General features: G+C 62.3%; 9 protein-coding genes and 1 pseudogene. 7 read left to right on the forward strand and 3 right to left on the reverse strand.

The genetic code is table 11. From position 1 onward, the window contains the following. The 3 genes from IPK65_03115 to IPK65_03125 all read left to right on the forward strand — a co-directional run. A partial coding sequence (locus tag IPK65_03115; protein MBK8162165.1) for a TonB-dependent receptor occupies positions 1–485 on the forward strand: 485 nt, incomplete at its 5' end. Positions 486–600: 115 nt separating this feature from the next. Beyond that, positions 601–1,581, forward strand: a complete 981-nt coding sequence (locus tag IPK65_03120) for an ABC transporter substrate-binding protein (protein MBK8162166.1) — start codon at positions 601–603, stop codon at positions 1,579–1,581. A gap of 15 nt (positions 1,582–1,596) precedes the next feature. Further along, positions 1,597–6,096, forward strand: coding sequence for an EAL domain-containing protein (locus IPK65_03125; protein ID MBK8162167.1), 4,500 nt, complete (start codon positions 1,597–1,599; stop codon positions 6,094–6,096). 6 nt (positions 6,097–6,102) lie between these two features. Here IPK65_03125 and IPK65_03130 read toward each other — a convergent pair whose 3' ends face one another. Further along, positions 6,103–6,546, reverse strand: a complete 444-nt coding sequence (locus IPK65_03130) for an NUDIX domain-containing protein (GenBank protein MBK8162168.1) — start codon at positions 6,544–6,546, stop codon at positions 6,103–6,105. Positions 6,547–6,717: 171 nt separating this feature from the next. On the opposite strand from IPK65_03130, the pseudogene IPK65_03135 reads away from it, so the two are divergent. The 3 genes and pseudogenes from IPK65_03135 (at position 6,718) to trxA (ending at position 9,585) form a co-directional block, all read left to right on the forward strand. Further along, positions 6,718–7,316: pseudogene (locus IPK65_03135) on the forward strand (isochorismatase family protein). Between the two features lie 18 nt (positions 7,317–7,334). Continuing rightward, a complete protein-coding gene (locus IPK65_03140) occupies positions 7,335–8,672 on the forward strand; it encodes a nicotinate phosphoribosyltransferase (GenBank protein MBK8162169.1) in 1,338 nt (445 codons plus the stop codon). Between the two features lie 49 nt (positions 8,673–8,721). Next, positions 8,722–9,585: a thioredoxin gene (gene trxA / locus IPK65_03145; protein ID MBK8162170.1), complete on the forward strand. Its 864-nt coding sequence runs from the start codon at positions 8,722–8,724 to the stop codon at positions 9,583–9,585. 9 nt (positions 9,586–9,594) lie between these two features. Here the strand turns inward: trxA and IPK65_03150 are convergent, their stop codons facing one another. Next, positions 9,595–10,458 (reverse strand): DUF3014 domain-containing protein, encoded by an 864-nt coding sequence (locus IPK65_03150; protein ID MBK8162171.1) that lies wholly within the window; start codon positions 10,456–10,458, stop codon positions 9,595–9,597. A 93-nt stretch (positions 10,459–10,551) separates the two neighbouring features. Next, positions 10,552–11,106: an O-acetyl-ADP-ribose deacetylase gene (locus tag IPK65_03155; GenBank protein MBK8162172.1), complete on the reverse strand. Its 555-nt coding sequence runs from the start codon at positions 11,104–11,106 to the stop codon at positions 10,552–10,554. A 218-nt stretch (positions 11,107–11,324) separates the two neighbouring features. Between IPK65_03155 and IPK65_03160 the strand changes: the two genes are divergently transcribed. Continuing rightward, positions 11,325–12,038 carry a VWA domain-containing protein gene (locus IPK65_03160; protein ID MBK8162173.1) on the forward strand — a complete coding sequence of 238 codons (714 nt, stop codon included), beginning with the start codon at positions 11,325–11,327 and terminating at the stop codon, positions 12,036–12,038. Positions 12,039–12,043 lie beyond the last annotated feature (5 nt).

The raw sequence follows: 12,043 nt of genomic DNA on the forward strand, positions 1-12,043 counted from the left end.
CGCAGAATACGGGTGAAATCAATGGACGGGGCTTCGAGCTCGAAGCAGTCTATGACGCTGGTTCAGATGTCAGCATCAGTGGAAACTATTCACTCCAGCGCTCGGTAGAGGATGATTCTGACAACGATGTTGCCAATGCGCCACAACATCAGGCCTACGTCCGCGCAGAGTGGAAGCCGGCACCCGGCTGGAGCGCGAACGCACAGGCAAACTGGGTTGGCGATCGTGAACGCGACGTTGCCGATTCACGGCCAGCGATTGATGATTACACCACGGTAGACGCAAATATCCGCTTCATGCCGGTCAATTCCCCGTGGGAATTCGTCATCTCTGCACTCAATCTCTTTGACGCTGATGCGCGCGAGCCAAGCCCCAGGCTGTTCCCGAACAGGACACCTCTGATCGCGGGTCTTGCCCTGACACCAAACGACCTCCCGTTGGCCGAGAGAAGTTTTTTTGCCGAAGCGTCTTATCGATTTGACTGACAGCTGGTGGCCCGGATAAATCCGGACGGTTATTACTTCGGGGAATAATTTAATATCCTCCGATAATCTGGAGGAGGCGCCGATAGTTTATCAGGCGCGTCATATCACAACTCACATGACCGATATTAGAAGCATAAATAAAAATATCGGGCGATCCGTATTATTTGCGGCGCTTGCCGGTATCGTACTCTTTTTCCCGACGTTTTCACTCGCCCAGCCGGTAACCACGGCGGTACTCTATCCCGACATCCGCGAGCCGTTCCGCAGCGTGTTCATGAGTATCATCAAGGGGATCGATGAATCTCTGGGCGGCAATATCGAGGCTCGCGCCCTGACCAGTACGGACAGCGCCGCCGAGGTACTGGAGTGGACACGTCAGAACAACATCGGGTCGGTCGTAACTCTAGGCAACCAGGCATTCACCGTGGCCTCTGTACTGCCGCGTGAAATCCCGATGGTCGTCGGAGCAGTCAACATGTCACCGGAGTTGCTGGGCGGCACATTTTACGGCATCACGCTCAACCCTGATCCAGTCGCCCTTCTCCAGCGTCTCAAGACCATCGTCCCCAAGGTTACGCGGGTTCACGTCATCTACCAGCGCGAACAGGATGGCTGGATGATTGACAAGGCGACCCGCGCTGCACAGGATCTCGGCCTCAGCCTGCATGCGGTGCCTGCAGAAAATCTGCAGGAAGCCGCTAATAAATATCGAGAAATTCTAAATAATCAGCTGAGCGACTCCGACGCCCTGTGGTTGCCCCAAGACAGCGCAGTGCTGGATGAGCAGGCGATACTGCCGATGATCCTGAAGGAAGCCTGGGACAGGCGTTTGATTGTCTTTTCAAGCAACCCGTCTTTCGTCAAGAAGGGCGTGCTGTTCGCCCTGTACCCGGACAACTACAACATGGGGCGCAGCCTCGGCGCCATGGCCAGGCGCCTGCAAGCGCCCGGATACCGGGTCGATCCCGCTGCCCAGAACATCGAAGCGCTGCGCGACCTGCTGATCGCCTTCAATGTCAGGACTGCAGCACATCTGGACATCAAATTCTCCCGTGAAGAGGCGAACAGCTTCGACCTGGTGTTTCCGTCGCGCTGACGAGCCAATATGGGAATGAACGCGGCAAAAACGGTAAAACGACTGGGATTCCGCCAGCAGCTGACGATCACGTTCGGCATCGGAATCCTGCTCACCTCGCTCGTTTCCTCGATCGTGATATCGATGCTGTCGAGCCGGGCCGTGTACGACCGCCTGGTGATGGAGGGCTACCAATCCGTCGAAACACTGGCCTCACAAAGCACGCTCGCCCTGCTCTACCACAGCGAGGAGAATGGCCGCGACTATGCCGAGGCCCTGCTCACATCGCCCGACGTGCTGGGGGTGGCAATCTTCGATACGGAACATACTGTCCTGCTGGCGATCGGCGACGCGACCCAGGTCCTGGACTCGCTGAATGTCGCACCCGCGCGGGCCATGCTGGCGCGGGAGACCGACTCTGCCTGGTATTTTCTTTCCCCCGTCTACACCACGCCGGTTTCTTCGCTGGCGAACGAATCGCCCTTCACCGTCAATCCGGCGAAACCGGAACTGCTTGGCTACGTCCAGCTTGCCATGGGGAAGAACACGCTCCATACGCTGGCGGACGGCATCCTTAAAACCAACTTCCTGGTCTCCCTGGCACTTGCCGTCACACTGCTGCTCGTCCTGCTCTTCGTAACGAGGCGCGTGACGCAGCCGATCAAGAAACTCGCGGACACGATGCACAAGGCGACATCAGGCGAAAAGGATGTGCGGGCGGCCATCGAGGGCCCCAAGGACGTCATCCTGATGCAGAACGCCTTCAACAAGATGATGCAGGTGCTCGATGCCCGCGATGACGAGCTCAAGAGCGCACGCGATGCAGCGCTGGAGTCGGCGCGCATCAAAGGTGAATTCGCCGCCACCGTCAGCCATGAACTGCGCACCCCGCTCAACGGCGTCCTCGGCATGCTCGAACTCCTGCAGGGCATGGGCCTGAATCCCAAGCAGGCGGACTACGTGGAGGTAGCGAAGAATTCAGGTGAAACCCTGTTGACGCTGATCAACGATATCCTTGATTTCTCGCGCAATGACTCCGGCAATCTCGTCATTCACAATGAATCCTTCTCGCTGCGCAAGGTGCTGGATGAAGTTGTCGGACTGGTGGGCAGTCAGGCGCGCCGCAAGGGGCTGGACCTGGGATTCTCCATCCAGCGCGAACTCCCGATGTACTTGCTCGGCGACGTCAACCGGGTGCAGCAGATCCTGATCAACCTCATAGGGAATGCGATCAAATTCACCGAAACGGGTGAAATCTCTGTTTACGTCGGCCAGGATGAGGCCTCAGACCCAGGCAAGCCCACACTGCGATTCGAAGTGCGGGATACCGGGATCGGCGTGCCGGTGGAGGTCAGAGAAAAGATCTTCGAGCCTTTCCGGCAGGCCGATGCCTCCACTACGCGCAAATACGGGGGCACCGGCCTCGGTCTTGCCATCAGCAAGCAGATCATCGAGATCATGGGCGGGCGGATCGGCATCAATGAAAACCCTGCGGGAGGCAGTATCTTCTGGTTCACACTACCGCTGGAACGGCAGGATGCCTTCCCGGCTGCAGACGAGGACTATTCCGCACTGGCCGGCCTGCGCGTGCTCGTCGTGGATGACAGCGAGATCGTCCGCCAGATGATCGGACAGCTGTGCGAAAGCTGGCGCATCGAATGCCTGTATGCGGATACCGTCCAGGAATCGATCAATCTCCTCATGGCCGGCAAGTCGCGCGGAAAGCACGTCGATTTCATACTCCTCGATGACAGCCTGCACGGCATCTCCGGTGGCAGCCATACGGATATCCTGGCGAAACACCCGGCGTTCATGCAGGGCAAGCTGATACTGATGACCAACGCACCGACGTCACATGGCCATTTCGAAAGCCTGGAGCATGGCTGTTATCTCGACAAGCCGCTGCGCGTCAGTCTTCTGTATAAGTGCCTGCTGGCGAATATGGGCCAGGCCGCGAGCCAGCCGCTCGCGCTGCCGGACAAGGATATACCCGTTCATGGAGCCGGGGTGCTGGTCGTGGAGGACAACCGGGCGAATCAGATCGTCGTCGCCGGAATGCTCGAACGGCTCGGGATAAAGTCCGTACTCGTGTCAGGAGGCATAGAAGCGCTGCAAAGACTGCGGCATCAGGACTTCGACGTCATCCTGATGGACTGCAATATGCCGGGCATGGATGGCTATGAAGCCACCGCCCACATCCGCACCCAGGAAGCGGGAAGGAAACGCACGCCGATCGTCGCCATGACCGCGAATACACTCGAGGGTGACATAGAAAAATGCCTGCAGGCAGGCATGGATGACTATATCTCGAAACCGCTCAAGCTCACCGTCCTGGGCGAGGTCGTGAAGAAATGGCTGAAGCCGGGCGTGGAACAGGAGCCCAGGAAATCGGCCCGCACCCTGCAGGCCAGGGCGCACGAAACCCGGAACAACGACGAATCCATTGATCGGGAATTTTTCGCCGAACTGCGCGAAACCATCGGTGATGCCTTCGTCAACATGATCAATGTGTTCCTGGAAGACATTCCGGTCTATATGGACGAGCTGGGAACGGCCGTCAACGAGGGCAAAAAAGACCAGATCGGGAACATCGCCCATACGATCAAGGGAAGCTCGTTCAATATCGGTGCCAACAAACTCGCCGACCTGTGCCGGCGCATTGAAACCGCGAACAACGCCGGTGATGCCGCCGCGGTGCGCGAACTGTTCGCCTCGGCCGTGGCGGAGGCAAAGGTACTGAAGGGCCTGCTGAAAACCGAGCTGGCGGGACAGCAGCCGCGCGACCGGGAAAAGAAGCACCATAGCGCATTCATACTGGTGGTCGACGACGACCGCTCGACCCGCTTCGCCTTCCGCAACATCATCGAGGAGGAAGGATATAACGTGATCGAGGCGGAGGATGGCGCAAAGGCGATCGAGCTGTGCAGGTATCGCGTACCCGACCTTATCCTGATGGACGCCAAGATGCCGGTCATGGACGGCTTCTCGGCCTGTCAACAGATACGCCAGATACCGGAGAGCGCGCACACGCCGATCCTGATCATCACCGGACTCGACGACGAGGACTCCATCGAGCGGGCATTCTCCGTCGGCGCGACCGATTACATCTCAAAGCCGGTGAACTTTTCCGTGATGCGCCGACGCATCGCCCACCTCATGCATGCCAGCCGCGCCGAGCGTCACATGCGGCATCTCGCCTTCAACGACACGCTCACTGGACTGCCGAACCGCGCCCGCTTCACCAGCCACCTGAGCAACCTGCTCGAGGCCAGGCGCGACAGCAAGGAACCCCTGGCGATCATGTTCCTCGACGTTGACCGCTTCAAGCTGGTCAACGACACACTCGGACACGATGCCGGCGACATGCTGCTCAAGATCGTCGCGGAGCGCATCCATAACTGCGTGCGCGACGACGACCTGGTCGCACGCCTCGGCGGGGACGAGTTCACCGTCGTGCTGGACAACGTCGGATCGCGCGACATTCTCGATGCCATCGCGCGCAAGATCAGCGCCTCGTTTTCCAAGCCGGTGGCCTTCCTCGACCAGGAGATCTTCGTATCGGTCAGCATCGGCATCTCAATGTTCCCGGGCGACGCCACCGACCTGGCCACACTGATGAAACACGCCGATACGGCGATGTTCCATGCCAAACGTTTCAGGAACGAATACAAGTTCTTTGAGGCGGACATGGAGGCCGGGGCCTCCGAGCGCCTCGAACTCGAGCACGGCCTGCGGGGTGCGCTGGAGCGCAACGAACTGATCGTCTATTACCAGCCCCAGGAGGACCTCAAGACCGGCAAGATCGTCGGCGCCGAGGCACTTGTGCGCTGGATGCATCCGGAGCGCGGCATGATCTCTCCGCTGGAGTTCATCCCGCTCGCCGAGGAGACCGGCCTCATCAATCCTATCGGCGAGCTGGTTCTGCGCGAATCCTGCCGCCAGCTGCGCAGCTGGCTGGACCGCGGCTACGGACCGCTGCGTCTTGCCATCAACATCTCGGCGCGACAACTGGAGAAGAACGACTTCATCGCGGTCATCGCCGACATCCTCGACACCACCGGAATACCGCCGGATTGTCTGGAGCTCGAGATCACCGAGAGCGTGATCATGGAACACGCAGAGGAGATGATTCAGATCTTCCGCAAGCTGAAGGAGATGAACATACTGCTCGCCATCGACGACTTCGGCACCGGCTATTCCTCGCTGGCCTACCTGAAGCGCTTCCCGATCGACATCATCAAGATCGACCGCTCGTTCGTACAGGATATTCCCAAGGATTCCGAAGACGTCGCCATCGTCACCGGCGTGGTCGCCATGGCCAAGGGCCTCGACCTCAAGGTGGTCGCCGAGGGGGTCGAAAACGCAGAGCAGAAGGCGTTCCTGCAGCAGCAGCAGTGCGACTACATGCAGGGCTTTTACCTGAGCAAGCCGGTGTCCGCGGACGACTTCGAAAACACGTTCCTGATGCCGGCCTATCTCGACAAAATCGGCAACGGCGAGAACATCACCGTGCTGAAACCCAGGAAATTCCCGTAATCGGCTTCAGGGCGCACCGCCTCCGGCCGGCCGTCCACGCATGACCATCTCGTGTGCCCAGGCCATGATCGGGCGCAGGCGGTCATTGAGCAGCACGACGACGTCGTCATAGGCCAGCCAGCGGAACTCGTCGTGTTCCGGATGACCGAGCTCCGGACTGACAGGGAGATCGACCTCGCCGCGCGGCGAATCTGCCAGATAGTAGCGTGCGACCTTGCCCCGGCCGTAGGGCGGGGTTTCGCGGAAATCGGCGCCCCAGGGAAAGGCGAGGCCGGTCAGCGTCGTCTCCTCCTCGATCTCGCGCACCGCCGCGGCAAGCGGCTCCTCGCCTTCCTCGACGATGCCTTTGGGAAAATCCCAGTAATCGCGTGCGCGCAACAGCAGATAGCGCGGCTCACGGTCCGGCTGGCGTACGATGACGGCGCCGGCGGAAAGGGTGTACGTTGTCATGGTGGTCGTACGAAAGGGAAATTCCGTTCAGGCAACAGGACTGCAGTATACCTGACCCGCCTCCTCTGCCACCATCGCACCGTGACCCGCTGTCACGGGGTTGAGGCTCGGCCCTGATTTGTTATTATCAGCGAAGGCCCCGTACCAACCCGGAGCAGATCGCGCGCAATGATGACAGGGAAAGCAAGCCCCGCTCCGGCAAAAGGCGACGCCTTGATACTCGTCGACGTCCAGAACGATTTTCTGCCAGGCGGCAGCCTCGCCGTCGGTCACGGCGACGAGGTGATCCCCGCACTCAACCGCTACATCGCGCTGTTCCTCGCGCGCGGCCTGCCCATTTTCGCAACGCGCGACTGGCATCCGGAGGATCATTGTTCGTTCAAGCCGCGGGGCGGTCCCTGGCCGCCGCATTGCGTTGCCGGCAGCCACGGGGCGGAATTCGGCCCCGGTTTGGCCCTCTCTCCTGACACCCCCGTGATCTCGAAAGGCACGGATCCCGGAAAAGATGCATATTCGGCCTTCGAAGGCACCGACCTCGGCCCTCGGCTCAACGGCTGGGCGTAAGCCGTGTCTTCGTCGGCGGCCTGGCCACGGATTATTGCGTGCTCAGCACGGTCAGGGATGCGCTCGCCGCGGGCCTGCGTGCTGTGCTGTTGCGCGACGCCTGCCGGGCGGTGAACATCCATGCCCGGGATGGAGCGCAGGCTGTGCAAGAAATGGAGCGGCTTGGAGCGATACCGGTGGAATATTTCGCGGTCGCAGCCGACTGAGGCCCCCGCCTGCCTGCGATGAATCCTTCCGCCAGCCCGCTGCTGACCGATCTCTACCAGCTCACCATGCTGCAGGCGTATTTCGACCGCGGCATGGAAGAGACGGCCGTATTCGAATTCTTCGTGCGCCGACTCCCTCCCGGGCGCGGTTTCCTGCTGGCGGCAGGCCTCGAACAGGCGCTCGATTTCCTCGCGCATCTGCATTTCACACCCGATGAACTGGAATGGCTCAGTACGTGCGGCCGCTTCAACGCAGGCTTCGTCGACCGGCTCGCGTCGCTGCGCTTCACAGGTGATGTGCACGCCCTCCCCGAAGGCACGCTGTGTTTCGCCGGGGAACCCATCCTGCGGGTCACCGCTCCGCTGCCACAGGCACAGCTGGTCGAAAGCCGCCTGATCAACATCCTGCACTTTCAGACCTTGATCGCGAGCAAGGCGGCACGCTGCGTGCTGGCGGCGCCAGGCAAGCTGCTGGTGGATTTCGGCCTGCGCCGTGCCCATGGGGCCGAGGCCGGGATGTTCGCCGCCCGCGCATCGTACCTCGCCGGCTTCGCAGGGAGTTCAACGGTGCTGGCGGAGCCTCACTACGGCATCCCGATCTTCGGCACCATGGCACATTCCTTCATACAGGCACATGATGACGAAGGCGCCGCCTTCGAGGATTTCGCCGCATCCAGTCGCGGCGGAGTCGTCCTGCTCATCGACACCTACGACACCGAGGCGGCGGCGCGGAAGGTGGTGCGCCTCGCGCCGCGTCTGCGCGACCGGGGCATCGAGATCAAGGCCGTGCGCCTCGACAGCGGAGATCTGCTCGAGCACAGCCGGCGTGTCCGCGCCATCCTCGACGCGGGCGGCCTGGACGCCACCGGGATCTTCTGCAGCGGCGGGCTGGACGAGACCAAACTGCTGCGGCTGCTCTCCGCCGGCGCCCCGATCGACGGTTTCGGCATCGGCACCCACCTCGACACCTCCTCCGACGCACCCTACCTCGACTGCGCCTACAAGCTGCAGGAGTATGCCGGCGTGGCCCGCCGCAAGCGATCCGAAGGCAAGGCCACCTGGCCGGGACGCAAACAGGTGTTCCGCCGCTACGACGCCGAGGGACGTATGAAGGAAGATATCCTGACCCTGGAGGACGACCGTCAGGACGGGGAGGCGCTGGTCCAGCTCTTCATGCTGGGCGGCCACCGCCTCGCCGCGGCGGAATCGCTCGAACAGATCCGGCGGCGCACCCAGCATCAGCTCGAGCGCCTGCCGCCACCGCTGGCCCGACTGGAGACGGGGTATGAATATCCGGTCATCGTATCCGGCGCAGTGCGCGACCTGGCCGACGCCGTTGATCAAATAACTAAATAAACCCAATTAAAACAAATAATAATCACAAAAATATGATATTAAATATCGCATGACGGAGTCGCCATACATCTTCGAAGCCACGGCGCAGACCTTCGCTGATGAGGTGTTGCTGCGATCCCGCTCCGTCCCGGTGCTGGTCGATTTCTGGGCAGACTGGTGTGCCCCCTGCCGGGCGCTGATGCCGGTACTGCAGCAGCTCGCCGGGGAATACCGCGGCAAGTTCCTGCTGGCCAAGGTAAACAGCGATGAACAACAGGATCTCGCCACACGGTACGGCGTGCGCAGCCTGCCGACCGTGCTCGTGATCCGCCACGGCGAGGCCGTCGACCGTTTCGTCGGCGCACAGCCGGAAGGCGTGATCCGCCAACTGATAGACCGTCACATTGAACGCGCGTCGGACACGCTGCGCGCCGAGGCGCGGACCCTCCTGGATGCCGGCGACACCGCGCAGGCGCGTGAACTTCTCGAGACAGCCCATCGCACCGATCCCGGCAATCACGGCGTTACACTGGATCTTGCCGGCCTTGCGCTGCGGGACGGCGCACTGGTGGCGGCGCTGGAGCTGCTGGACGGTCTGCCGCCGGAGGCGCAGCGGTCGGCAGAGGTGCAGACCCTGCTCGCCCGCGTCTTTTTTCTGCGGGAGCTCGAAGGCGCGCCCGATACGGCAGAGCTGGAGGTTCGCATCGGCACCAACCCCGGCGGCCTCGATGCCTGCTATCTGCTCGCGCTGCGCCGGATCGTGGATACCGCCGCCGAACAGGGCATGGAAGAGCTGCTGGAAATTATCCGCCGCGACCGGAAATTCCGCGACGACGGTGCGCGCAAGGCGCTGCTCATGGCCTTCGACCTGATGTCCGGCCAGCCGGAACTGGTCAGCCGCTTCCGCCGCAGGCTGGCCAGCGCACTGCACTGAAACGGAGGGTCAGCGCATCAGTTCCTTGCGCAGTTCCGCCAGCTTGACCTTCACGACCGCCGCGTTTTCCGGCCCCATGCGCAGCAGGAGCTTCTGGCCCGCCGACAAGGCCTCGAGCCCCGGATCGGCATAGCGGAAAAACACCGCGGGCTGAACCAGCGAGACCGGCCCCGTCACCTCGGGCGTTGCGAGCAGATTGTCGATCGCGAGTATCAGACGGTCATTGAAATAGGCCTTGGGATAGCCCAGCTCCCGGTAGGCATTCTGGAACAGCGGATAGAGGTGGACATAGGCGTCAACGAGGCGCCTGGCGTCGATGGCGTCCATCAGTGCGGCGTAGCGGGTGTAGCGCGCATAGTTGGCCTCATCGATAACGAACTCTTCGCCGCCCTTCACCGACGCGAATTTGCCTTCCGGCTGCATCAGCGGGAGACGATTCTGCGGAACATTGCGGGCGGGGATGTTTTCCACGGTGATTACGATACGCCGTATCACCTCCTGCGGTACCACCAGTGCGACCAGATCCGGCCGGGCAAGCAGGAATTCGGCGAGCTTGAGCATCACGGCGTCGCTGTCGCCGAGCGCCGGCAGCGGGTCGGGCAGCAGCGCGGCAAACGGATCCGCAGGCTCGGTCGGCGCGGCCTCTGGTACCGGATTGCGCACCAGGGCATCAGGCTCCTGCGGTGGCGCCTCCTCGACCGCCTGCGGTGCCGGCGCCGGGGCGCCGGACTGCCTGTCCTGGTAAGTGAGGTAGAGATATCCGCCGACGATGATCACGATCACGGCAGCGATCCCCGGCACGATGCCGCGTCCGCGCCGGCGCACCTCAGTTTCGCCTGTTTCCGTGTTCTCTCCGATCGGATCCTTGTTCATCTGTGTGCTCCTGCGCTGGTGGTCTGGTGGCAGATGTTTCGCGGCCTGTGCACCCGCATTTCTACCCGGCTCGCCACGCGTCAACCGGTCTGTCTAACGGGAGGCTATCGCCTGCTGATACGCGTCGAGAATCTCCCGGCCGTAACAGACCAGGGTAACCCTGGCGAGCGTCGCGTCGTGGGCGAGGAACTCGCGCACCGTGCGCACCGCGACGCGCGCGGCCTGATCGACCGGATAGCCGTAGATACCGCAGCTTATGGCGGGAAAGGCAACGGTTTCCAATCCATGCTGCACGGCAAGGCGCAGGGAACTGCGGTAACACGAGGCGAGCAATCCGGCCTCGCCGTGTCCGCCGCCGCGCCACACCGGTCCGACCGTGTGGATCACGTAGCTGGCCGGCAGGCGGTAACCGCGCGTGATCTTCGCCTGCCCGGTTTCACAGCCACCCAGCGTTTCGCACTCGCGCAACAGATCCGGTCCGGCCGCGCGGTGGATGGCGCCGTCCACGCCGCCGCCGCCGAGCAGGGTCTCGTTGGCGGCATTGACGATGGCGTCAACCCTGATGCGCGTGATATCGCCGTCGAGCACCTCGATGCGATCGCCGGGGTCGGACGCGGTATCCAGCTCGAATTCATCGGGTGATGGCATGTGCTTGGTCACTCCCTGGCTCACTGCTCCGCCGGTATGGTTTCCGGGACCGCGCAAGCTTTCCGCGGCGGTCTTGCGCTAGAATAGGGGGCATCACTGTCGTTGACAATAGCGAGCAAGCATACGTGCACATCAAGATGGTCACCGCCTGCCCGGCCAGCCCCGTTCAGCGTTGCGCGGCTTGACATGACCCGCGCCCCTGTGCAGCGTTTCCCGGCATGAGCAAAGACGACAAGGCCCTCAGCGGTGAATCCAGGCGCGCGGAGATAGACGGCTTCCTGCGCACGCTCGCCGCCACACCCAGGGTCACCGTGCCCGCACGGCGCGGGAGGCTCATCTTCGCCATGGACGCCACCGCGAGCCGGCAACCGACCTGGGACCAGGCCTGCCATATCCAGGCGCAGATGTTCACGCAGACCGCCGCGCTCGGCGGCCTGGAGATCCGCTTGTGCTATTTCCGCGGCTTGCTGGAATTTCATTGCTGCCCCTGGACGAACACCCCGGAACGGCTGCTCGCGAACATGAGCGAGGTATCCTGCCAGGCCGGTCATACGCAGATTGAGCAGGTCCTTCGGCATGCGCAGGACGAGGTCAGCGGCGGGCGTGTCGATGCGCTCGTCTACGTCGGCGATTACGTGGAAGAGGATCCTGAACCGCTGTGGCGGCGTGCCGGAGAGCTCGGGTTGCGCGGCCTGCCGGTGTTCGTGTTTCACGAAGGCGGCGACCCCGCCGCCGGCCGCGTGTTCCGCGAGATCGCGCGCCTGAGCCGCGGCGCCTACTGCCCGTTCGACACCTCCAGCCCGCAGCAGCTGCGCGACCTGTTGAACGCTGTCGCCGTCTATGCCGCGGGTGGCCGCCAGGCGCTGGCCGATTTCAGCCGCGGCGCCGGAGAGGTCGTGCACCGCCTCGCCCACCAGATCAGCAAGGACTGAGGCCG

This window comes from Gammaproteobacteria bacterium (assembly GCA_016712635.1).
In the GTDB taxonomy this organism is placed as follows: Bacteria; Pseudomonadota; Gammaproteobacteria; order SZUA-140; family SZUA-140; genus JADJWH01.

Coding starts and splice junctions, on each gene's coding strand:
- IPK65_03130 (MBK8162168.1), bottom strand. CDS start 6,546: ATGACAACGTACACCCTTTCCGCCGGCGCCGTCATCGTACGCCAGCCG.
- IPK65_03125 (MBK8162167.1), top strand. CDS start 1,597: ATGAACGCGGCAAAAACGGTAAAACGACTGGGATTCCGCCAGCAGCTG.
- trxA (MBK8162170.1), top strand. CDS start 8,722: ATGACGGAGTCGCCATACATCTTCGAAGCCACGGCGCAGACCTTCGCT.
- IPK65_03160 (MBK8162173.1), top strand. CDS start 11,325: ATGAGCAAAGACGACAAGGCCCTCAGCGGTGAATCCAGGCGCGCGGAG.
- IPK65_03150 (MBK8162171.1), bottom strand. CDS start 10,458: ATGAACAAGGATCCGATCGGAGAGAACACGGAAACAGGCGAAACTGAG.
- IPK65_03120 (MBK8162166.1), top strand. CDS start 601: ATGACCGATATTAGAAGCATAAATAAAAATATCGGGCGATCCGTATTA.
- IPK65_03140 (MBK8162169.1), top strand. CDS start 7,335: ATGAATCCTTCCGCCAGCCCGCTGCTGACCGATCTCTACCAGCTCACC.
- IPK65_03155 (MBK8162172.1), bottom strand. CDS start 11,106: ATGCCATCACCCGATGAATTCGAGCTGGATACCGCGTCCGACCCCGGC.